The organism is Streptomyces sp. NPDC104309, from assembly GCF_055584025.1.
This window is the reverse complement of record NZ_JBVJMV010000038.1, coordinates 49,109-71,278: the sequence shown is the minus strand read 5'-3', so window position 1 is coordinate 71,278 and position 22,170 is coordinate 49,109. Positions and strand designations below refer to the sequence as shown.

19 protein-coding genes are annotated in these 22,170 nt (G+C 71.6%); 5 read left to right on the top strand and 14 right to left on the bottom strand.

What is annotated here, in order from left to right:
- Positions 1-115: 115 nt before the first annotated feature.
- A complete protein-coding gene (locus ACZ68L_RS36220; protein ID WP_469586049.1) occupies positions 116-643 on the top strand; it encodes a GNAT family N-acetyltransferase in 528 nt (175 codons plus the stop codon).
- Between the two features lie 15 nt (positions 644-658).
- Here ACZ68L_RS36220 and ACZ68L_RS36215 read toward each other — a convergent pair whose 3' ends face one another.
- Positions 659-1,294 carry a TetR/AcrR family transcriptional regulator gene (locus tag ACZ68L_RS36215; protein ID WP_469586046.1) on the bottom strand — a complete coding sequence of 212 codons (636 nt, stop codon included), beginning with the start codon at positions 1,292-1,294 and terminating at the stop codon, positions 659-661.
- Between the two features lie 144 nt (positions 1,295-1,438).
- Between ACZ68L_RS36215 and ACZ68L_RS36210 the strand changes: the two genes are divergently transcribed.
- The gene (locus ACZ68L_RS36210; RefSeq protein WP_469586044.1) at positions 1,439-2,209 is read left to right on the top strand and encodes an SDR family NAD(P)-dependent oxidoreductase; all 771 of its coding nucleotides are present in this window, start codon (positions 1,439-1,441) and stop codon (positions 2,207-2,209) included.
- A gap of 24 nt (positions 2,210-2,233) precedes the next feature.
- On the opposite strand, the gene ACZ68L_RS36205 is transcribed toward ACZ68L_RS36210, so the two are convergent.
- The 7 genes from ACZ68L_RS36205 to ACZ68L_RS36175 form a co-directional block, all read right to left on the bottom strand.
- The gene (locus tag ACZ68L_RS36205) at positions 2,234-2,755 is read right to left on the bottom strand and encodes a DUF4240 domain-containing protein (RefSeq protein ID WP_469586078.1); all 522 of its coding nucleotides are present in this window, start codon (positions 2,753-2,755) and stop codon (positions 2,234-2,236) included.
- 61 nt (positions 2,756-2,816) lie between these two features.
- Complete coding sequence (locus tag ACZ68L_RS36200; protein WP_469586040.1) at positions 2,817-3,788, bottom strand: helix-turn-helix transcriptional regulator; 972 nt, start codon at positions 3,786-3,788, stop codon at positions 2,817-2,819.
- A gap of 173 nt (positions 3,789-3,961) precedes the next feature.
- A complete protein-coding gene (aceE, locus tag ACZ68L_RS36195) occupies positions 3,962-6,631 on the bottom strand; it encodes a pyruvate dehydrogenase (acetyl-transferring), homodimeric type (RefSeq protein WP_469586035.1) in 2,670 nt (889 codons plus the stop codon).
- Between the two features lie 271 nt (positions 6,632-6,902).
- The gene (locus tag ACZ68L_RS36190) at positions 6,903-7,526 is read right to left on the bottom strand and encodes a GntR family transcriptional regulator (RefSeq protein ID WP_114244153.1); all 624 of its coding nucleotides are present in this window, start codon (positions 7,524-7,526) and stop codon (positions 6,903-6,905) included.
- A gap of 147 nt (positions 7,527-7,673) precedes the next feature.
- Positions 7,674-9,449, bottom strand: coding sequence for a 2-oxoglutarate dehydrogenase, E2 component, dihydrolipoamide succinyltransferase (sucB, locus tag ACZ68L_RS36185; protein WP_469586032.1), 1,776 nt, complete (start codon positions 9,447-9,449; stop codon positions 7,674-7,676).
- Positions 9,450-9,511: 62 nt separating this feature from the next.
- Complete coding sequence (lpdA, locus tag ACZ68L_RS36180; protein WP_469586029.1) at positions 9,512-10,900, bottom strand: dihydrolipoyl dehydrogenase; 1,389 nt, start codon at positions 10,898-10,900, stop codon at positions 9,512-9,514.
- A 326-nt stretch (positions 10,901-11,226) separates the two neighbouring features.
- A complete protein-coding gene (locus ACZ68L_RS36175; RefSeq protein ID WP_469586026.1) occupies positions 11,227-12,783 on the bottom strand; it encodes a leucyl aminopeptidase in 1,557 nt (518 codons plus the stop codon).
- Between the two features lie 260 nt (positions 12,784-13,043).
- Here ACZ68L_RS36175 and ACZ68L_RS36170 point away from each other — a divergent pair, with 260 nt between their 5' ends.
- Positions 13,044-13,883: an endo alpha-1,4 polygalactosaminidase gene (locus ACZ68L_RS36170; RefSeq protein WP_469586023.1), complete on the top strand. Its 840-nt coding sequence runs from the start codon at positions 13,044-13,046 to the stop codon at positions 13,881-13,883.
- Between the two features lie 212 nt (positions 13,884-14,095).
- Here the strand turns inward: ACZ68L_RS36170 and ACZ68L_RS36165 are convergent, their stop codons facing one another.
- Complete coding sequence (locus tag ACZ68L_RS36165; RefSeq protein WP_469586020.1) at positions 14,096-14,875, bottom strand: adenosylcobinamide-GDP ribazoletransferase; 780 nt, start codon at positions 14,873-14,875, stop codon at positions 14,096-14,098.
- Positions 14,876-14,963: 88 nt separating this feature from the next.
- Between ACZ68L_RS36165 and ACZ68L_RS36160 the strand changes: the two genes are divergently transcribed.
- Positions 14,964-15,725: a hypothetical protein gene (locus ACZ68L_RS36160; RefSeq protein ID WP_469586017.1), complete on the top strand. Its 762-nt coding sequence runs from the start codon at positions 14,964-14,966 to the stop codon at positions 15,723-15,725.
- Here ACZ68L_RS36160 and ACZ68L_RS36155 read toward each other — a convergent pair.
- The 5 genes from ACZ68L_RS36155 to ACZ68L_RS36135 all read right to left on the bottom strand — a co-directional run bounded on the left by ACZ68L_RS36155 (position 15,668) and on the right by ACZ68L_RS36135 (position 21,655).
- Entirely contained in the window at positions 15,668-16,399 is a 732-nt protein-coding gene (locus ACZ68L_RS36155; protein WP_469586015.1) for a hypothetical protein, read from the bottom strand. The genes ACZ68L_RS36160 and ACZ68L_RS36155 overlap by 58 nt on opposite strands.
- On the bottom strand, positions 16,396-18,201 hold the full coding sequence (locus ACZ68L_RS36150; protein WP_469586012.1) for a phosphatidylglycerol lysyltransferase domain-containing protein: 1,806 nt from the start codon (positions 18,199-18,201) through the stop codon (positions 16,396-16,398). The genes ACZ68L_RS36155 and ACZ68L_RS36150 overlap by 4 nt, the downstream gene beginning before the upstream one ends.
- A gap of 85 nt (positions 18,202-18,286) precedes the next feature.
- Positions 18,287-19,399 carry a nicotinate-nucleotide--dimethylbenzimidazole phosphoribosyltransferase gene (cobT, locus tag ACZ68L_RS36145; RefSeq protein ID WP_469586011.1) on the bottom strand — a complete coding sequence of 371 codons (1,113 nt, stop codon included), beginning with the start codon at positions 19,397-19,399 and terminating at the stop codon, positions 18,287-18,289.
- Between the two features lie 95 nt (positions 19,400-19,494).
- Positions 19,495-20,334 carry a class I SAM-dependent methyltransferase gene (locus tag ACZ68L_RS36140; RefSeq protein ID WP_469586008.1) on the bottom strand — a complete coding sequence of 280 codons (840 nt, stop codon included), beginning with the start codon at positions 20,332-20,334 and terminating at the stop codon, positions 19,495-19,497.
- A gap of 118 nt (positions 20,335-20,452) precedes the next feature.
- The gene (locus tag ACZ68L_RS36135) at positions 20,453-21,655 is read right to left on the bottom strand and encodes a bifunctional adenosylcobinamide kinase/adenosylcobinamide-phosphate guanylyltransferase (protein ID WP_469586005.1); all 1,203 of its coding nucleotides are present in this window, start codon (positions 21,653-21,655) and stop codon (positions 20,453-20,455) included.
- A 128-nt stretch (positions 21,656-21,783) separates the two neighbouring features.
- Between ACZ68L_RS36135 and ACZ68L_RS36130 the strand changes: the two genes are divergently transcribed.
- Positions 21,784-21,993: a hypothetical protein gene (locus ACZ68L_RS36130; protein WP_469586003.1), complete on the top strand. Its 210-nt coding sequence runs from the start codon at positions 21,784-21,786 to the stop codon at positions 21,991-21,993.
- The last annotated feature ends 177 nt before the right edge of the window (positions 21,994-22,170 follow it).

The following is a 22,170-nucleotide window of genomic DNA, read 5'->3' as shown; positions in this document are numbered from 1 at the left end:
GCAGCGGTCCCCGTGCGCCCCGCTCGCCGGGCCGACGGCCTGCCGAGTCGGCGGCGGGCCGTCGGGCTCCGAAACGGGGCTGACCGGGAGAGGGAGGCGTGGCACAGTGGCGCGCATGCCCGAGAACCCCACGCACCCGGTCCGCCTCGTCCGTCCCGCCGCTCCGTCCGACGAAGCCGCTCTCGGCGAGCTCGACCGCTCCACCTGGTCGACGCTGCACGCCGTGACACCGAGGCCCCGGACGCCGTACGCACCGTTCTTCGACGACCGCCACAAGCCCGCGGACTTCCTCGTGGCCGAGGCGGAGAACGGGGCGGGCGAGGTGTGTCTGGCCGGATACACCAGGTTGGTCCCGCCGACCCCGCTGGCCTGCAACACGCACGTCCGGCAGATACAGGGCCTCGCCGTGGCCGACTGGGCGCGTGGCCGCGGTGTCGCCAGGGCCCTGCTGCGGGCGGCGTTCGCGGCGGCACGCGGCGACGGGGCGAACCGGATGACGCTGCGGGTGCTCGCGCACAACGCACCCGCGCGAGCCCTGTACGAGTCGGAGGGGTTCGTCGTCGAGGGTGTGCTGCCCGGTGAGTTCTTCCTGAACGGGCGTTACGTCGACGACGTCATGATGGGCCGTCCGCTCGCCGCGTGACCCCGCGTTTCCCGTTCAGTCCTTGAACAGCCGCATGCCGCCCATGAGTTCGTGGAGGCAGCGCACCGCCAGTTCGGCGGGTGAGCCGGGCCCGTCGGCCGGCGCCTCCGTCTGCGCCCAGGCCTCCAGCGCGACACGTACCGCGTCCGTGGCCGCGGCGGCGGCGAGCCGGACCTCCAGCGGGTCCGCCCCGTCGCCCGCCAGCCGGGCCAGCACCGGCAGCAGCCGTTCCTCCGAATCCTGATTGACCCGGTACCAGACGGCACGCAGAGCCGGGTCCTCCACCGCCGCCCGCAGTAGCCCGCGCGTCCAGCCGAGCTGCTCGGCGGCGTCCGCGCCCGGCACCCGGAGCGCCTCGGTGACCGCCTGCTCCAGGACCTCGGCGAGCGCCTTCCCCGGCTCGGCCGCCTCCAGCAGCGCCCGCCAGCGCTCGGCGCCGCCGGAGAGCAGCGGGCCCACCGCGTCCTGCTTGGAGCGGAAGTACCGGTAGAAGGTGCGCAGCGCGACGCCCGCCCGACGGGCGATGTCCTCCGCCGTGGTGCCGTCGGGACCGCGCTCGGCGAAGAGCGCGGCGGCGGCGCGCGCGATGTCCAGCTGGGTCGCGGCCTTGCGGCGCTCGGTGAGGGACGGCTGACTCGGCTTGGGGCTCATTCCCAGGAGATTACCTCGGCAGGGGAGAAGTGTGCGTGAAATGCCGCCGTGGCAAAACGTGTCATGTGGGCGTACGGTGGACACCGATCGAGGCGCTATCGAGAGCCTCGGGACAGCAGTCACCCGGATCGGGAGAGAACAGACATGAACCGTTACGAAGGCCGCCGCGTACTCATCACCGGTGGTGGCTCCGGCATCGGACAGGCCACCGTCCACCGCGTCCTCGCCGAGGGCGGCCGTGTCGTCGCGGCCGACGTCAACGAGGCCGGGCTGAAGGCCACCCAGGAGACGGCCGTGGCGAACGGCACCGCCGACCGCCTCACCACCCTCGTCCTCGACATCTCGGACGAGGCGGCGGTCCAGGCGGGCGTCGCCTCCGCCGTAGCCACCCTCGGGGGCCTGGACGTACTGGTCAACGCGGCCGGAATCCTGCGCTCCGAGCACACGCACAAGACGTCGCTGGAGTTCTTCAACAAGATCATCGCGGTCAACCTCACGGGTACGTTCCTGATGATCCGCGAGGCCATACCGGCCCTGCTCGCCGGTGACCAGCCGGCCGTCGTGAACTTCTCCTCCACCTCGGCGAGCTTCGCGCACCCCTACATGTCGGCGTACGCGGCGAGCAAGGGCGGCATCCAGTCGATGACGCACGCGCTGGCGAGCGAGTACAGCAAGCAGGGGCTTCGGTTCGTCGCCGTCGCGCCCGGCTCGATCTCCTCCGACATGACCAGCGGCAAGGGCCCGGGACTGCCCGCCGATGCCGACATGTCGCTCTTCGTGAAGCTGGCGCCGGCGCTCGGGGAGGGCTTCGCCGGCCCCGAGACCGTCGCGGGCGTCGTCGCGATGCTCGGATCGCAGGACGGCGCGTTCATCACGGGTACGGAGATCCGGATCGACGGCGGAACCCACTTCTGAGGGGCGGCAGCGCCCCGGACACGGTCAGCCGGCCCCGAACCGCGCCCAGAGCGCGGGGAAGCGTTCCGCCAGAACCGCCTCGTCCTCAAGGCCGAAGGGCGTGCCCTCCGGCTCGGCGGTCCGGGGCGGCAGGCCGAGGTCCGGGGCGACCACGCCGGTGAGCTGTTCGTACGCCTCGTCGGCGGCGTAGCCGAGATCCTCGGCGTCCCCGTCGATCTCCTCGTCGAAGTCGTCGAGGAGATCGGCGAGGCTGTCCGGGTCGTGCAGAGCGCCCTCGAAGACCTCCCGCCCCTGCCCGATCAGCCAGCAGCGGAAGAAGTCGAAGGCGTCGTCGCTCGCGCCGCCGAGCAGCACGGCGGCGGCCCCCCACAGCTCCCAGCGGTAGGCGCGGTGGTAACGGGCCTCGAAGTGCCTGGCGAAATCCAGCACGGCTTCGGGATCGAGCCGGATCAGCCGTTCGACGAGCAGGTCGGCCTGGTCCTCGGGGTCGCCCTCGGCGGCCTCGCGGGTGCTGTCGATGATCTCCCAGAACTCCGTCTCGTCCATCACGGGTCAAGCATCGGCCTTGACGAGAAGTGACGCACGCGGACGCGGGGAAAAGAACCCCTCAGCGATAGAGCTCGCGCAGGCGTTCGGCGGCCGCGCGGAGACGGTCCCGCAGAGCGGCCGGTTCGAGAACTTCCAACTCCGGACCCAGGCCCAGCAGTTGGCTGTACGCGATATCGAGGGACTCGACCGGCAGGATGACCGTGAGCCACCCCCGCGCATCGGGCGGACCGGCCGCGTCCAGCGCTTCGTTGACCGCCGAACGGTCCAGGGCGTACGGCAGTCGGCGTACACCCTCCTGCGACACCCGTACCGTCACCTCGGTACGCAGGAGCGAGCGGGCGAACTGGGCGGCCCGCTCGTCCCAGAAGCCGCGCAGATCGAACTGCTCGTCACGAGAGAACCGCTCGTCGGACACCGCGACGGCCGAGAACCGGTCGATCCGGTACACCCGGAAGTCGTCGGCCACGCGGGCGCAGAGATACCAGACTCCGGCCTTCAGTACGAGCCCGTACGGGGCCAGCTCCCGCTCCACCTCGTGATCCCGGCCGCTGCGGCGGTAGCGGGCGTGGACGATCCGGTCGTCCCGGACCGCCTCCGCGACGGCGGGCAGCAGTTCGGGGGTGACCGGCTCCTGGTACCAGCCGGGAGCGTCCAGGTGGAAGCGCCGGGCGGCACTGTCCGAGGCGCCCCGCAGGGAAGGGAGCAGGGCCGCCGACACCTTGAGCCGGGCGGCGGACGCGGCGTCCTCCAGGCCCATCTCGCGCAGCGCGGACGGCAGCCCGGAGAGGAAGAGCGCCTCGGCCTCGTCGCGGGCGAGTCCGGTCAGCCGTGTGCGGTACCCCCCGACGAGCCGGTAGCCCCCGGCCCGGCCGCGGTCCGCGTACACCGGAACGCCCGCCTCGGAGAGTGCCTGCGCGTCCCGGGTGACGGTCCGCTCGGACACCTCCAGCTCCCGCGCGAGCTCGGCGGCGGTCATGGCGGGGCGGGACTGCAGGAGCAGCACCATTTTGATGAGACGGGCAGCACGCATGGGGCCATTGTGGCCGTGGTGAGCGGGTTGCGAGCCATGTGCCGGTCACGTGGTGGCTCCGGCCGTCGGCCGGGCACGAGGACGGCGCCGACCGCCGGACGGGCTCGGTCTTCAAGCCCGTCCGGCGGTCGGGGACGGAACGGCGGCCGGGCGTCCCCGGCCGCCTTCGCGCGTCAGAGCCCGTAGCGCTCCCGGGCCTCCTTGACCGCGGACGCGGTCACCTCGCCGCGGCGGGCCAGCTGGGCCAGGGCCGCGACCGTGATCGACTGGGCGTCGACGCCGAAGTGGCGGCGGGCCGCGTCGCGGGTGTCGGAGAGGCCGAAGCCGTCCGTGCCGAGCGAGGACCAGTCCTGCTCCACCCACTGGCTGATCTGGTCCGGGACCTGTCGCATCCAGTCGCTGACCGCGAGGACCGGTCCCGGTGCGCCCTCCAGTGCCCGGGTCACGTACGGCACCCGCTGCTCACCGCGGAGCAGCGCCTCGTCGCACTCCAGCGCCTCGCGGCGCAGCTCGCCCCACGAGGTGGCGGACCAGACGTCGGCCGTGACACCCCAGTCCGCGGCCAGCAGCTCCTGCGCCTCCAGGGTCCAGTGGATCGCCGTACCGGAGGCCAGCAGCTGCACGCGCGGCGCTTCCGCCGTCGCGGGCGTGCCCTCCTTGAAGCGGTAGAGGCCCTTGACGATGCCCTCCTCGACGCCTTCCGGCATCGCGGGCTGCGGCTTCGGCTCGTTGTAGACCGTCAGGTAGTAGAAGACGTTCTCGGCCTCGGGGCCGTACATCCGGCGCAGACCGTCCTTGACGATCACCGCGATCTCGTACGCGAACGCCGGGTCGTAGTTGAGCGCGGCCGGGTTCGTGGAGGCGATCAGGTGGGAGTGGCCGTCCGCGTGCTGGAGGCCCTCGCCCGTCAGCGTCGTACGGCCCGCGGTGGCGCCGACCACGAAGCCGCGGCCGAGCTGGTCGCCGAGCTGCCAGAACTGGTCGCCCGTACGCTGCCAGCCGAACATCGAGTAGAAGATGTAGAAGGGGATCATCGGCTCGCCGTGCGTCGCGTACGACGTGGACGCGGCGATGAAGTCGGCCATCGCGCCGGCCTCGGTGATGCCCTCGTTGAGGACCTGGCCGTCCTTGGCTTCCTTGTAGTACATCAGCTGGTCGCGGTCGACCGGGTCGTACGTCTGCCCCAGCGGCGAGTAGATGCCGGCCGACGGGAACAGCGCCTCCATGCCGAAGGTGCGCGCCTCGTCGGGGACGATCGGAACCCAGCGCCTGCCGGTCTCCTTGTCCCGCATCAGGTCCTTGGCCAGGCGTACGAACGCCATCGTGGTGGCCAGCTCCTGCTTGCCGGAGCCCTTCTTCAGCGCGGCGAACGCACGCTCGTCGGGCTCGGGCAGCGCCACCGCGTGGACCCGGCGGGCCGGGGCGGGACCGCCGAGGGCGGCACGGCGCTCCTGGAGGTAGCGGACCTCGGGGGAGTCGGCGCCCGGGTGGCCGTACGGCACCAGGCCCTCGTCGAGTTTCGAGTCCGGGATCGGCAGCTCCAGCAGGTCCCGCATGGCGCGGAACTCCTTGCCGGAGAGCTTCTTCATCTGGTGGTTGGCGTTGCGCGACTCGAAGCCGGGCCCGAGCGTGTAGCCCTTCACCGTCTGGGCGAGGATCACGGTCGGCGCGCCCTTGTGCTCGACAGCCGCCTTGTACGCCGCGTACACCTTGCGGGCCTCGTGGCCGCCGCGCGAGGTGTGGAAGCACTCGGCGATCTTCGCGTCGGTGAGCAGCTTCGCCAGCTCGGCGAGCGCGGGCTCGGCGCCGAAGAAGTGCTCGCGGATGTACGCGACGTCGCGGGTGGCGTACGTCTGGAACTGCGCGTCCGGGACCTCCCGGAGCCGGCGGACCAGCGCACCGGTGGTGTCCAGTTGGAACAGCTCGTCCCAGGCGTTGCCCCAGAGCGTCTTGACGACGTTCCAGCCGGCGCCGCGGAACGCGCCCTCCAGCTCCTGGACCACACGGAAGTTGGCGCGGACCGGACCGTCGAGGCGCTGCAGGTTGCAGTTGATGACGAAGGTCAGGTTGTCGAGCCGCTCACGCGCCGCGAGGGCGAGGGCCGCGGTCGACTCGGGCTCGTCCATCTCGCCGTCGCCGAGGAAGGCCCAGACGTGCGAGTTCGACGTGTCCTTGATGTTGCGGTTGGCCAGGTAGCGGTTGAAGCGCGCCTGGTAGATCGCCGAGAGAGGGCCGAGGCCCATCGACACGGTGGGGAACTCCCACAGCCAGGGCAGTCGCCGCGGGTGCGGGTAGGACGGCAGACCGTCGCCGCCCGCCTCCTGGCGGAAGTTGTCGAGCTGCTGCTCGCTGAGCCGGCCGTCGAGGAAGGCGCGGGCGTAGATGCCGGGGGAGGCGTGGCCCTGGATGTAGAGCTGGTCGCCGGAGCCGTCCCCCTCCTTGCCGCGGAAGAAGTGGTTGAAGCCGGTCTCGTACAGCCAGGCCGCCGAGGCGAAGGTGGCGATGTGGCCGCCGACGCCGAGCCGGGAGCCACGGGTGACCATCGCGGCCGCGTTCCAGCGGTTCCAGGCGGTGATCCGGGACTCCATCTCCAGGTCGCCGTCGAACGCGGGCTCGGCGGCGGTCGGGATGGAGTTGACGTAGTCGGTCTCCAGCAGCTTGGGCAGCGCGAGACCGGCGCCCTCGGCGTGCTGGAGCGAGCGACGCATCAGGTACGCGGCGCGGTGCGGGCCCGCGGCCTTGGTGACGGCATCCAGGGAGGCCGCCCATTCGGCGGTCTCCTCGGGGTCACGGTCCGGGAGCTGGTCGAGCTCGCTCGGAAGCTTTCCTACGGGGTCGGTCATGATCGCCGCCTTCCGGAGTGGAGGGGGGTGGAGAAAGGCCCTGACTGGCAGGACAGGGCGATGGGGCCGGTGGGCCCGCGAAGTGAACTGTAAGGCGCCGATCGATGATCGATCAAAGGATGAACGGCAAAACTTCTCGATATGAAGAAAAGTGGCATTCGGTGCCGCGGAACGGGGCACGGAGTGACGGGATTTTGCGCGCAAAAGGGGTGCTCACCTGCACGGGCGAGCACCCCTCACGACAGATGCACAGGCTCCTCGGCCGCGCTCCTCAGGCGCGCGGCGCGCAGCCGAGCACGTGCGCCTTGACCAGCACCCCGATGTCCGGATCCTTGCGCAGGAACGCCTCGATGAGCGCCTCGTGCTCCTCCGCGTACGACTTCTGGACGGTGCCCAGCCACCGGATCGACAGGGCGGTGAACACCTCGATGCCCAGCCCCTCCCAGGTGTGCAGCAGCACGGCGTTCCCGGCGGCCCGCACCATCTCGCGGTGGAATCCCACGGTGTGCCGGACCTGCGCCTCGCCGTCGGCCAGCCGGTCCGCCTCGTAGAGCGCCGCCACGTGCGGCGCGAGGCGCGAGCAGTCCTCGCCGAGGACCGGAGCCGCCAGCTCCGCCGCGATCTGCTCCAGCCCGGCCCGTACCGGATAGCTCTCCTCCAGATCGGCCGCCGTGAGATTGCGGACCCGTACGCCCTTGTTGGGCGCGGACTCGATCAGCCGGAGCGTCTCCAGCTCCCGCAGGGCCTCGCGCACGGGCGTCTGGCTGACCTCCAGCTCGGTGGCGATCCGCCGCTCCACGATCCGCTCACCGGGCTTCCAGCGCCCGCTGACGATCCCGTCCACGATGTGCTCGCGGATCTGTTCGCGCAGCGAGTGGACGACGGGCGGGGTCATGAGGGGCTCCTTCGAGGCAAACCGGTGCTGTCCGCACCATCACGGCTGCCGGGGCGACCGGTGGTGTCTAGACAATACGGCGGCGCCCCCGTCCGGAAGTGTTCCGGACGGGGGCGCCGCTGGTGAGGCTGGTTACAGCCGTGGTGCTCAGAGGCCGAGCTCGACCTCGAACTCACCGGCCTCCAGGATCGCCTTGACCGCGGTCAGGTAGCGGGCGGCGTCGGCGCCGTCCACCAGACGGTGGTCGTAGGAGAGCGAGAGGTACGTCATGTCGCGGACACCGATGACGGTGCCCTCGGCGGTCTCGATGACCGCCGGACGCTTGACGGTGGCACCGATGCCCAGGATGGCTGCCTGGTTCGGCGGCACGATGACGGTGTCGAACAGCGCACCGCGCGAACCGGTGTTGCTGATGGTGAAGGTGGCACCGGACATGTCGTCCGGCGTCAGGCCGCCACCGCGGGCCTTGCCGGCCAGCTCGGCGGTCTTCTTCGAGATACCGGCGATGTTCAGGTCGCCCGCACCCTTGATGACCGGCGTCATCAGACCCTTCTCGGCGTCCACGGCGATGCCGATGTTCTCCGAGTCGAAGTACGTGATGGTGCCTTCGTCCTCGTTGATCCGGGCGTTGATGACCGGGTGGGCCTTCAGCGCCTGGGCGGCGGCCTTGACGTAGAACGGCATCGGCGAGAGCTTGACGCCCTCACGGGCCGCGAAGCCGTCCTTCGCCTGGTTGCGCAGCTTCATCAGCTTGGTGACGTCGACCTCGACGACCGAGGTCAGCTGGGCCTGCGAGTGCAGCGCCTTCATCATGTTGTCGCCGATGACCTTGCGCATGCGGGTCATCTTGACCGTCTGACCGCGCAGCGGGGACGCCTCCAGCTTCGGCGCCTTGGAGGCTGCCGGAGCAGCGGCGGCGGCCGGAGCCGGCGCCGGGGCAGCGGCGGCGGCCTTGGCGGCCTCCGCGGCGGCGATGGCGGCCTCCGCGGCGGCGACGACGTCCTGCTTGCGGATACGGCCACCGACGCCGGTGCCCTGGACCGCGCCCAGGTCGACGCCGCTCTCGGCGGCGAGCTTGCGGACCAGCGGCGTGACGTACGCGCCGTCGTCACCGGAGGTCGCGGCCGGGGCGGCCGGGGTGACCGGAGCCGGAGCGGCGGGCGCCACCGGGGCCGGAGCGGCGGGCGCCACCGGGGCCGGAGCCGGAGCAGGTGCGGCCGGAGCCGGTGCCGGAGCCGGTGCCGGAGCGGCGACCGGAGCGGCGGCGGGTGCCGGCGCGGCCGGGGCCGGGGCAGCCGCCGGAGCGGCACCCGGGGCACCGATGACGGCGAGCTTGGCGCCGACCTCGGCGGTCTCGTCCTCGGCGACGACGATCTCCAGCAGCACACCGGAAACCGGGGCCGGGATCTCGGTGTCGACCTTGTCCGTGGAGACCTCCAGGAGGGGCTCGTCCTCCGTGACCTCCTCGCCGACCTCCTTCAGCCAACGGGTGACGGTGCCCTCGGTGACGCTCTCGCCGAGCGCCGGAAGGGTGACGTCGGTACCGGCGGCGCCACCGGCCGGTGCGGCGGCGGCCGGGGCCTCGGCCACGGGGGCCGGGGCGGCGGGAGCCTCGGCGGCGGGCGCCGGTGCGGGGGCGGCGGCGGGCTCGGCGGCCGGAGCCGCGGCGGCGGCCGGCGCGCCCGTGCCGTCGTCGATGACGGCCAGCTCGGCGCCGACCTCGACGGTCTCGTCCTCGGCGACCTTGATGGCGGAGAGGATGCCGGCCGCCGGGGCCGGGATCTCGGTGTCGACCTTGTCGGTCGAAACCTCGAGCAGCGGCTCGTCGGCCTCGACGCGCTCGCCCTCGGCCTTCAGCCAGCGGGTGACAGTGCCCTCGGTGACGCTCTCGCCGAGCGCCGGAAGGGTTACGGAAACCGACATGGTTTCAGTTGCTCCTTACGAAAGTGCGGAAGTAGGTCGGTCGTCGCGCCCGGTCGACTGAATCAGTCGTGGGAGTGCAGGGGCTTGCCGGCGAGGGCCAGGTGGGCCTCGCCCATCGCCTCGTTCTGCGTCGGGTGGGCGTGGATGAGCTGCGCGACCTCGGCGGGCAGCGCCTCCCAGTTGTAGATCAGCTGGGCTTCGCCGACCTGCTCGCCCATACGGTCACCGACCATGTGGACGCCTACCACGGCACCGTCCTTGACCTGGACGAGCTTGATCTCGCCCGCGGTCTTGAGGATCTTGCTCTTGCCGTTGCCCGCGAGGTTGTACTTCAGAGCGACGACCTTGTCCGCGCCGTAGAGCTCCTTGGCCTTGGCCTCGGTGATGCCCACGGAGGCGACCTCGGGGTGGCAGTACGTCACCCGCGGGACACCGTCGTAGTCGATCGGAACGGTCTTCAGACCGGCCAGCCGCTCCGCCACCAGGATGCCCTCGGCGAAGCCGACGTGCGCGAGCTGGAGCGTCGGGGCCAGGTCACCCACGGCCGAGATGGTGGGCACGTTGGTCTGCATGTACTCGTCGACGAGGACGTAGCCGCGGTCCATCGCGACGCCGGCCTCCTCGTAGCCGAGGCCCTGCGAGACCGGGCCGCGGCCGATGGCGACCAGCAGCACTTCGGCCTCGAAGGTCTTGCCGTCGGCGAGGGTCACGCGGACGCCGTCCTGCGTGTACTCGGCGCCCTGGAAGAACGTACCGAGGTTGAACTTGATGCCGCGCTTGCGGAAGGCGCGCTCAAGAAGCTTCGAGCTGTTCTCGTCCTCGACCGGGACGAGGTGCTTCAGGCCCTCGATGACCGTGACATCGGTGCCGAAGGACGTCCACGCCGAGGCGAACTCGACGCCGATGACGCCGCCGCCCAGCACGATCGCGGACTTCGGGACGCGGTCCAGCTTCAGCGCGTGGTCCGAGGAGATGATGCGGTTGCCGTCGATCTCCAGGCCCGGCAGCGACTTGGGCACGGAGCCGGTCGCGAGCAGCACGTGGCGGCCCTGGACACGCCGGCCGTTCACATCCACCGAGGTGGGGGAGGAGAGCCGTCCCTCACCCTCGATGTAGGTGACCTTGCGCGAGGCGATGAGACCCTGCAGACCCTTGTACAGGCCCGAGATCACGTCGTCCTTGTACTTGTGGACGGCCTCGATGTCGATGCCCTCGAAGGTGGCCTTGACACCGAACTGGTCGGCCTCGCGCGCCTGGTCGGCGATCTCGCCGGCGTGCAGCAGGGCCTTCGTGGGGATGCAGCCGTTGTGCAGGCAGGTGCCGCCGACCTTGCCCTTCTCGATCAGAGCGACGTCCAGGCCCAGCTGCGCTCCGCGCAGGGCCGCGGCGTAACCGCCGCTACCACCGCCGAGGATCACTAGGTCGAAAACGGTGCTGGCGTCGTTCGCCACGTCACGTCCTCCATGCATGTGCGCCGTATGCCGGGCCCCGTCGCTGGGGGATGACCGGCCGGTCGGCTGGTGTTCGGCCGCTTTTGTTATTCGGCCCTGTGGTGGGGGCCCTGTCCTGCCGAGAACCCATCTTCGCACTTGTTGACGGTGGGCGGGACGCGGGGCCCGGGTCTGAGACGGATGATCATCCGTCTCGGGTGATTACCGCTGCGTAGAGACGTGTGGATTTCGTTGAGAGCGAAACCTGCCCGATCCGTGCGGCGGTGCCACCCGCAGAACACGTACGGCCCCGGACGTATGCCCGGGGCCGTAGGTCGGCTGCTGCCTCAGCCGAGGTCTCCGGCAGCGGTGCGCTCGGCCAGCTTCACCAGCGTGCGGACCGCGGAACCGGTGCCGCCCTTCGGCGTGTAGCCGTACGGCGCGCCCTCGTGGAAGGCCGGGCCCGCGATGTCCAGGTGCGCCCAGGCGATGCCCTCGCCCACGAACTCCTTCAGGAACAGACCGGCCACCAGGCCGCCGCCCATCCGCTCGCCCATGTTGGCGATGTCGGCGGTCGGGGAGTCCATGCCCTTGCGCAGGTCGGCGGGGAGCGGCATCGGCCAGGAGGCCTCGCCGACCTCCTCGGCGATCTCGTGGATGGAGGTACGGAAGGCGTCGTCGTTCGCCATGATGCCGAAGGTGCGGTTGCCCAGCGCCAGCACCATCGCGCCGGTCAGGGTCGCCACGTCGACGATCGCGTCCGGGTTCTCCTCCGAGGCGCGGGTCAGCGCGTCGGCGAGGACGAGCCGGCCCTCGGCGTCCGTGTTCAGGACCTCGACGGTCTTGCCGCTGTACATGCGCAGCACGTCACCGGGGCGGGTGGCGTTGCCCGACGGCATGTTCTCGGCCAGCGCCAGCCAGCCGGTGACATTGACCTGGAGGCCCAGACGGGCGGCCGCGACGACGCTCGCGAACACGGCGGCGGCGCCGCTCATGTCGCACTTCATCGTCTCGTTGTGACCGGCCGGCTTCAGCGAGATGCCGCCCGAGTCGTAGGTGATGCCCTTGCCGACCAGGGCCAGGGTCTTCTCCGCCTTCGGGTGCGTGTAGACGAGCTTCACCAGGCGGGGGCCGTGGGTCGAGCCCTGGCCGACGCCCAGCAGACCGCCGAAGCCGCCCTTGACGAGCGCCTTCTCGTCGAGGACCTGCACCTTGATGCCGTGCTCCTTGCCCGCGGCGGTGGCCACGGCGGCGAAGGACTCGGGGTACAGGTCGTTCGGCGGGGTGTTGATCAGGTCGCGGGCGCGGTTGATCTCCTCGACGACCGCGACGGCACGCTCGGCGGCGGCCTTGAACGCCTTGTCGCGCGGCTTGGTGCCGAGCAGGGCGACCTCGCCGAGCGGCAGCTTCGCGCCGTTGCCGTTCTTCTTGCCCTTGGGCGCCAGCTTGTTCTCGCCGCCCTGGTACGCGGTGAAGGCGTACGCACCGAGGAGCGCGCCCTCGGCGATCGCCTCGGCGTCCTCGGCGGACGCGATGGGCAGCGCGAAGCCGGCCTTCTTCGAGCCGTTCAGGGCGCGGGCGGCCGAGCCTGCGGCCCGGCGCAGTGCCTCGGCGTCGTACGCCGCGTCCTTCTCCGGGACGGAGCCGAGTCCGGCCGCGATGACGACCGGGACCTTGAGGCCGTCGGGCGCGGGGAGCTTGGTCACCTCGCCCTCGGCACCCGCGGCGCCCAGGGCCTCCAGGACAGTGGCGAGCATTCCGCCGAACGCCTTGTCCACGGCCTCGGCGCCCGGTGCGAGGACCAGGTCCCCGGACTTGGAGCCGGAGCCCTTGGCGACGCCGACGACGAGTGCGTCGGCGCGCAGCGTCGCCGCACCGGCAGTGCTGAGAGTGAGAGCAGTCACGGTGGTGAAATCTCGCTTCCGTTGAGTTCCTTGTCGGTCGAGGGGTGGGCCGACCGTGCCCGGCGCATCGTAGACGCCGCCGCAATGTGCCGGGAATGAGCCTACGCGCGCCTTTGCTGCGGGATCACGGCGGCGGGCCGTCCCGCGGCCCGTCGTGGTGTCGTGGCCGAGCCCGCGGGCAGCGGGAGCGGGGGCCGTGCAGTCGGAACACGCCGTGGAAGTAGGGTCGTTGTCGGTGACGGACCCATGGGGGGAGAACCATGCGCGCCCATGAGGCTGCACGTGTGACGCGACCGGGACCGGCGTCGCCGGTCACCGTACTGATTCTGCTGGCCGTGCTGGTCCTGCTGACCGGCTGCACCTCGGCGCCGGAAACCGGCGCGAAGGACCACTGGCGGCCGAAGGCAGGCATCGGCTGGCAGTGGCAGCTCTCCGGCCGGCTGGACCCCACGGTGGACGTGCCGGTGTACGACATCGACGGCTTCGAGCACAAGGCCGCGGCCGTCTCCGATCTGCACCGCCGGGGCCGCAAGGTGATCTGCTACCTCTCCACCGGTGCCTGGGAGGAATTCCGCCCGGACGCCGGGAAGTTCCCCGCCTCGGTGCGGGGCAAGGGCAACGGGTGGGAGGGGGAGCGCTGGCTCGACATCCGCCGCACGGACGTCCTGGAGCCGCTGATGGAGGAACGGATCGCGATGTGCGCGAAGAAGGGCTTCGACGCGGTGGAACCCGACAACATGGACGGCTACCGCAACCGCACGGGCTTCCCGCTGACCGCCGCCGACCAGCTGCGCTACAACCGGCTCATCGCCCGTATCGCCCACCGCCATGGACTCGCCGTCGGCCTGAAGAACGACCTCGGCCAGATCCCCGAGCTGGAGCCGGACTTCGACTTCGCGGTCAATGAACAGTGCGCGCAGTACGACGAGTGCGAGGCCCTCACCCCGTTCGTGAAGGCGGACAAGGCCGTCTTCCACGTGGAGTACGAGCTGCCGGTCGCCCGGTTCTGCGCCGGGTCGAAGCGGCTGGGGCTCAGCTCGCTGCTCAAGAAGTACGAGCTCGGAGTGTGGCGCCAGGAGTGTCCGGGGGCCCGTGCCTGAGGGCTGTCCCGGAGCGGGGGCGGACAGCTCCCGGCCGGCCGGGCCAGGGCCCAGGGTCTTTCGTTTGGATCAGGCCGGATCAGGGAGCGGGGTCCGGTGCCGTGGATCGCAAGGCGGAGGAGGGAGTCATGGCAGCGCCATGGCGACCGACGACAACGCGGCGAGGCGCGGTGCCGGGGCACGCGAGCCCGGCATGATCCAAACGAGAGGCCCTAACCGAGGGCCGTGACCACCAGGGCCGCCGTCGCCGCCGTCTCCGCCAGGGCGCCGAAGACATCGCCGGTCACCCCGCCGAAGCGCCGCACGCAGTGGCGCAGCAGGAGTTGGGCGGCGCCGAGGGCGGCCAGCGCGGCGAGGGCGTGGCGCGGCGCCCCGTACCCGCCGAGGAGCGCGCCGGCCCCCGCACAGGCCGCGACCACGACGGCCCCGACCGCCAGCGCGGCCCGGACCGTGACCGTGCCCGCCACCGCCGCGCCCAGCCCCTCCGGACGGGCCGCCGGCACGCCCTGACGGGAAGCCAGGGTGAGCGCCAGCCGTGCGGTGACCGCGGCGACGACCGCCGCCACCGCTCCCCGCGCCCAGCCCTGCCCGTACAACTGGTCGAGGACCGCGACCTGGGCCAGCAGCACGAACAGCAGGGTGATCACACCGAATGGCCCAATGTCCGACCGCTTCATGATCCGCAGGGCGTCGTCGGCGGGTTTGCCGCTGCCCAGGCCGTCCGCGGTGTCCGCGAGGCCGTCCAGATGCAGCCCCCGGGTCAGCACCGCCGGTACGGCGACGGACGCGACCGCGGCGAGCAGCGGGCCGGAGCCGAGCAGCAGCAACAGGCCGCCGGGCACCGCCGCGAGCAGCCCCACGACGAGGCCCGTCAGCGGCGCGCACAGCATCCCGGCGCGGGCGGTACCGCGGTCCCAGCGGGTGACACGGACAGGGAGCACGGTCAGGGTGCCGAAGGCGAAACGCAGGCCATGGCTGTTCAGGGAGGTCACGGCGCGCAGGTTAATCGCTGTGACAGACCGATAGATTGGACAGAACGCGACAGATCATGACGGAAGCGTCCTATCGGGAGTGAGTGGCATGGGTCACTGGTTCGATCGGAACATCATCGAGCCGGGGAAGCTGCCGCTGCTCCTCGCCCTGGCCGCCTTCGTGCTCACCTTTGCCGTCACCCGGTTCATCACCCGGATGATCAGGGCGGGGAAGGGGCCGTTCCGCAACATCACGCCCGGCGGAGTGCATGTCCACCACGTGGTGCCCGGGGTGGTGCTGAGCGTCATCGGCGGCTTCGGGGCGGTCGCCAGCGGACGCCAAGGCATCACCGCGGGCGTCTGCGCGGTGATCTTCGGCATGGGCGCGGGTCTGGTGCTGGACGAGTTCGCCCTGATCCTCCACCTCGACGACGTGTACTGGACCGAGGAGGGCCGTCAGAGCGTGGAGGTCGTGGTCCTCACGGCGGCGCTGGTGCTGCTGGTCCTGGCCGGATTCTCACCGCTCGGCGTGAACGAGCTGAGCAGTGACGAACAGCAGGGCAGGCTCGGTGTCGTCCTGACCCTGGTCGTCAACTTCTGTTTCGTGCTGATCTCCCTGTTCAAGGGCAAGGCGCGGCTCGCGGTCGTCGGCACCCTCGTTCCGTTCGTCGCGCTGATCGGGGCGATCCGGCTGGCCCGGCCGACCTCGATGTGGGCGAGGCGCTTCTACCGCAAGCGCCACCGCGCCCGTGCGCGGGCGGTGCTGCGCGCCTACCACCACGATGTGCGCTGGGCGGGCCCGCGCCGCAGATTTCAGGACCTGATCGGAGGCGCACCGGACCGGTCTCCGGCCCCGGGCCCTAAGTCCTGAGCCCGGCGCAGAAGCCGGCGCCGGTCCCGGCGGATCGTGGCCGCGCACAGCACGAGCACCGCGGCGATCGCGGCCAGGTGCTCCTTGCCCGCCAGATTGTTCTTGAAGATCATCTCGGCCACCATCGCCGCGATCACCAGTGCCCCGGTGAACCAGGCCCGGTAGACGTAACAGACATAGACGGCCAGCCCGACCACGGCCGCCGACGGGCCGGTGTCGACGACCCGGGCATCCGTCGCGGGCAGCCCGAACAGCCCTTCGGGATCGATCGAGACACCGATCCGCGCGTACATCGTCCCGGCCAGTGTCGCCACGTACGCGATCAGCAGGGTGCGCCGGCGGCCCAGACAGATCTCGGCGGTCCCGAACACCACCAGGATCTGCGCCAGCGCCCCCCACACCGGCAGGTCCAGCGCCGGCACGAACAGTGACAACGGGGTGCGCAGCAGGGCCGCCCACAACGGGTCCTCGGCCCGCACCGCCCCGAGGCCGTGCACCGGTCCGTACCCCCAGGACTGGTTCTGCACCACCTGGATCAGTGCCGTCAGGCAGACGGCCGCGAGTGTCATCGGGATCGCCTGCAACCGGGAGGCGACGAGTGCGTCGCGTACGGTCGAGAACAGCGGGCCCCACTCGCGACGAGCCGCCCCGCGCAGTGCGCGCACCGGTCTCATCCACGGGTCCCGAGATGCGAGCGGTGCAGCCACTTGGGCAGTCCGGGCGCCTCCAGGAATCCTTCGGCGCGGCCCGCCGCGAGGCCGATGCGCAGCAGGTCCGAACTCTTCTCGAAGAGCATGAAGCGCGGCTCCCAGATCGGCCGGTACTTGGCGTTGGCGCGGTAGAGCGACTCGATCTGCCACCAGCGCGAGAAGAAGCTGAGCATGGAGCGCCACAGCCTCAGCACCGGTCCGGCGCCGAGCCGTGAACCCCGCTCGAAGACGGACCGGAACATCGCGAAGTTCAGCGAGACCTGGGTGATCCCGATCCCCTCGGCGCGCTGCAGGAGTTCGATGACCATGAACTCCATCAGCCCGTTCTCGGCATCCCGGTCACGGCGCATCAGGTCCAGCGAGAGACCGTTCGGCCCCCACGGCACAAAGCTCAGCACCGCGCGCAACTCGCCCGGACCGCCACCCTCCTCGGTGGGCGAGTCGCGGCATTCGAGCATGACGCACTGCCCGTCCGCCGGATCGCCGAGCCGGCCCAGCGCCATCGAGAAGCCGCGCTCGGTCGCCCCGTCGCGCCAGTCGTCGGCGCGCCGCACCAGTTCGGCCATCTCGTCGGCGGGGATGTCGGCATGCCGGCGCACGGTCACGTCGTACCCGGCGCGCCTGACCCGGTTGTAGGCCTGGCGGACGGTCCTCATCGCGCGGCCTTCGAGGGTGAACTCGGCGGTCTCCACGATCGCCTCGTCACCCAGCTCCAGGGCGTCGAGGCCGTGCCGCGCGTAGACGGTGCCACCCTCCTCGCTCACCCCCATCGCGGCCGGGATCCAGCCGTGCTCGCGGGCCTCGGCCAGCCACGGCTCGATCGCTCCGGGCCACGCCTCCGGGTCTCCGATGGGATCACCGGAGGCGAGCGAGACCCCGCCGACCACCCGGTAGGCGACCGCGGCCTTTCCGGTCGGCGACCAGATGACGCTCTTCTCCCGGCGCAGCGCGAAGTAGCCGAGCGAGTCCCGCTCGCCGTGCTTGTCGAGCAGCACGCGCAGCCGGGCCTCGTCCTCGGGGGTGATCGGGTCGACGGCCCGGCGGGCCCGGAACGCCGCGTACACGACGGCGATCAGCAGCAGGGTGGACAGGATGTTGATGCTGACGTTGACCCAGCCGGGCGTGGTGATCCCGGGGTAGTTGGTGTCGTTGTCGGTGATCGAGACCAGCCGCAGGGTGCCGTAGCGCCAGCGGTCCAGGAAGGTCGAGCGGTATTCGTCGTGCGCGGTGTTGGTGAGGGTCACCAGGCCCGCGGCGATCAGTGAGGCGACCAGGAGCCCGACGGCCGCGACGATCGCGGCCAGCCGGGGGTTGGACCGGTCGCCCTTCGCGTAGAACTCACGCCGTCCGAGGACCAGGGCCAGGACGAAGACGGCGGTCAGCACCAGCGAGATCCAGTTCTGCGGATACTGCCGCACTTCAGGGAACGGGATCACCAGGACGAAGAGCAGCAGCAGAAGACTGCTCACCACCATGTTCACGATCCAGGCGGCCCGCTTGCGGCGGCGCATGGTGATCGCGAGGAACAGCGCGACCACCCCGGAGGAGAAGCCCGCGGTGAGCAGGTACGGGGTGAAATAGTTCGCGGTGTTGTGGCGGCGCAGGTCGTTTCCGAGCGTGACCCAGACGGCGCTCAGGAAATTGATGAACGACACGACACGCAGGTACCAGATGGTGAACGCGGCACTGCGGCGTGACCGGGCGGTGCTCGGTGCCCGGGTGCTGCCCCGCCCGGAATCCTCGGTGGACAATCGGACCTCTCCCATGAAAAGCGATCATATGTTGCATCGCGCAGCATGAGGGGACTGTGCTGCGGCCGATTGTTCGGCGACCGCAGCTCTGCCGGTTCCGTCAGCCGTCGGTCGCGTCGCGGTCGGCTCCGCTTCCGTCGGCCCCTTCGCCGGCACCGTCCTTCTCGTCGGCGACGGGTGCGCGCTCGGGCAGCTCCGCCGCCAGCGCGGCCGCGGCCCGAACAAGCGGAAGTGCGAGCAATGCACCACTTCCTTCCCCCACCATGACGCCGTGGTCCAGCAAGGGGTTGAGTGCCATCCGGTCCAGGGCCTTGGCCTGCGCCGGCTCGCCGCTCGCCTGGCCCGCCAGCCACCAGTCCGGTGCCCGGAAGGCCGCCCGCTGACCCACCAGCGCACAGGCCGAGGAGACCACCCCGTCCAGGATCACCGGCAGCCTGCGCACCGCGCACTGCAGCAGGAACCCGGTCGTCGCCGCCAGATCCGCACCGCCCACCGTGGCCAGCAGCTCCAGCTGATCACCGAGGACCGGCCGGGCCCGCCGCAGCGCGTCCCGGATCGCCGCACACTTGCGCATCCACGCCAGATCGTCGATGCCCGCACCGCCGCGCCCGGTGACCACCGAGGCGTCGGTGCCGCACAGCGCCGCGATCAGCGTGGCCGCGGCCGTCGTACCCCCGACGCTCAGATCGCCGAGCACCACCAGATCGGTGCCCGAGTCGGCCTCCTCGTCGGCGATCGCCATGCCCAGACGCACCGCCTGCTCGGCCTCCTCGGCCGTCAGCGCGTCCTCGATGTCGATCCGGCCGCTGCCGCGCCGCACCCGGTGACGGACCACCGACTCGGGCAGCAGCTCCGGGTCGCAGTCCAGACCGGCGTCGACGATCCGCACCGGTACGGAGAACTGCCGGGCCAGTACGGCGAGCGGGGTGGAACCCTCCAGGGTGGCCCGCACCAGCTCGTACGCGGTCCCGGCGGGGCGCCCGGAGACGCCCAGCTCGGCCACCCCGTGGTCGCCGGCGAAGAGCACCACGCGCGGCTGCTCGATCGCCCTGACCGGTACGGACTGCTGCGCGGCGGAGAGCCATTCGCCCAGCTCGTCCAGGCGGCCGAGGGCGCCCGGAGGAACGGCCAGGCGCTCCCGGCGTTCCTCGGCGTCGCGCCGTACGCCGCCGTCGGGGCGTTCGATCAGGTCGGAGAAGTCGTCCAGATTCACGGGGGTCTGCCTCGCGGGTCGATGCGTTCAGTGGGCCGGTGAGCCCGGCGGCGGGCTCACTGCGGAACAGTACCCGTCACACTTCTGACGCCCGGTCAGTGCCGAGTGCCGCCTCCGAACCGCAGCTGCGTCATCGCGGGTGTCAGGGTCCGCAGCCCCGGCAGCAGCGACTGGAGCCGGATCAGTTCGCCCATCGCGCCCCGACCCCGCGGCAGCCGCAGCGCCCGCACCTCGGTGATCGCCGGATGCGCACCGCGCAGCTTGTGCCGCTCGCCGGGGTTCATCGCCCAGCGCATCGGCGGAATGGTCATCCGGCCGACCTTCGACGTGCCGGCCACCGTGCCCCTGGCCAGCCAGCGCGCCATCGTGTCCAGGACCAGAATGCCGCCGGGCAGGCGTTCGGCGCAGCCCGCCAGGACCCTCCGTACCTCGGGGGGCGGCAGATACATCAGCAGCCCCTGCGTCGTCACGACGACCCCGCGGCCCACCGGGTCCTCGATCTCGTCCAGCCAGGACAGGTCGGTCGCCGACCGGGCCAGGGTGCGCAGCCGGTCGGAGGCGGGCAGCAGCGCCCGGCGCAGCTCGGCGACCTCCGGCAGCTCCACGCTCAGCCAGTTCAGCCGATTGTTGTCGACCCGCCAGAAGCCGGTCTCCAGCCCGTCGCCGAGCGCGACCACCGTGGCCTGCGGCCGGTCGGCGAGATAGTTCTGCACGGCCAGGTCGAAACAGCGGGAGCGCAGCCCCTGGGCCTGCGAGTGGAACGCGTTCGGCCGCCCGAACCGCTCCTCGAAGGGGTAGTCCAGATCCTCCAGCAGCCGCAGGGCCATCGGATCGTCCAGCACCGGGTAGGGCTGCCCCGCCTCGTACGCCCGGTTGTAGAGCGTCCACAACAAGGTCTCGGGAACACCGTTCAGCATCGGTTGTACACGTGCCATGTCCGCTCCTCCTGGTTCTCGCGTTCCGTCAGCGCTTCCGCGTCCTGCTTCCGCGTTCCGTGCTCGCGTTCTGTTCCCGCGATCCGTGTCCGCGTCCGTCGCCGTCGCCGTGTTCGGGTCAGCCGCGCAGTGTCAGCACCTGTCCGGCCACCACCAGCAGCACCTGCTCGCACTCGTCGGCGAACGCGGCGTTCAACCGCCCCAGCTCGTCCCGGAACCGTCGTCCGGCAGCCGTCGCGGGCACCACGCCCGAGCCGGTCTCGTTGGTCACGGCGACGACCGTGCGCCGCGTTCCGCGCACCGCGGCGACCAGCTCGGCGGTCCGCTCCCGCAGCGCGTCCTCGCCGCCGCCCGCCCACGCCACGTCGTCCCAGGCGTCCACCCGGTCCATCGCGTCCGTCAGCCACAACGACAGACAGTCGATCAGCAGCGGCGGCCCGTCCGATTCCAGCAGCTCCACCAGCTCGCAGGTCTCCTCGGTGCGCCAGGCGGCGGGCCTGCGCTCCCGGTGCAGTCCGATCCGGGCCGCCCACTCCGTGTCCCCTTCCCTGCCTCCACCGGTCGCCACGTAGACCACCTCGGGGTACGTCTCCAGCCGCCGCTCGGCCTCCACCGACTTCCCCGACCTGGCGCCGCCGGTCACCAGCGTGCGTCGCGGTACCTCCCGCACCGCGTGGTGGTCGCCCACCACCAGCGTCGTCCCGTCCGGCACGGCCCGCGCGCCGGCCGCGGCGAGCCGCCGGTCCAGCTCGGCGCCGGGCGGCGCGTCGTGGTCCAGGTGGACGGCGACGACCTCGGTGGCCGGCCCGATCGCCTCGACGGCCCGCAGCCGTGCCACCGCGTCCGGTCGTCCGACGACATCGCCGACCACCATGTCGTACGGCTGCGCCACCCGGTCCGCGAGACCGGAGGGGGCGCCGCCCGGCGGCAGGTAGAGCAGCCGGGCGCCCTCCGGCGCGGTCACCTCGTAGCCCGTACCCGGCGCGTCCATCGGTACCGCCCGCACCCGGTGCCCGCTGATCAGCGTCAGCTCCCGCCCGTCCGGCACCCGTCCCGCCGGGGGCAGCCCGGCGGGCAGCTCCACGGCGGGCCCGTCGTGCGGGTGGGTGAGCAGCACCTGCCGTACGCCGGTGAGCGAGTGCCCCGCACGGGCCGCGGCGAACACGGCCCCCGGAGTGAGATCGAGCAGCAGCGCGTCGTCGACCAGCAGGGCGGTCGCGGCCCGGGAGCGCGTCCCGCGGGCGGTGGCGCAGGCGGCGCATGGGCAATCGGGCCGCGGCAGCCCGTCGGGGGCTCCGGTGCCGAGCAGAGTCAGTTCCACGCCTTTGATCCTCCCGCGTCCGCGCGACGGCTGCGCGACCTGGGGGGTGTCCGGACCGGCGCACGCCCCGTTCCGTCACTGGTTGGAGGCACTAGGCTGCGGGCAGCAAAGTGACCCAGGAGGCGGACATGGCGTGGACGTGGCGGTTCGAGAAGTCCGACGGTACGGAGACGGAGCCGGCCCTGCGGCCGGAGGAATTCACGACGCAGGGCGACGCGGAGTCCTGGATCGGTGAGTACTGGAAGGAACTCCTGGACGGCGGGGCGGACCAGGCGACGCTCTTCGAGGACACGACGAAGATCTACGGCCCCATGAGCCTCCAGGCCGACCAGGACTGACCCGCCCCGACGCGCTGGCGGGCGTACGTGTGGCGGCCTTAGGCGTGGCGGCCTTACATGTGGCGGCCGTACGGGCTCGGACTTGCCGCCGAGCCCGGTGGGGCGGGGGGGGGCGGGGGCGGCGCCCGGCCGGCGGGCGCGGTGGGCGGGGGGGCGGGGCGCGGGGTGGATGTGTCG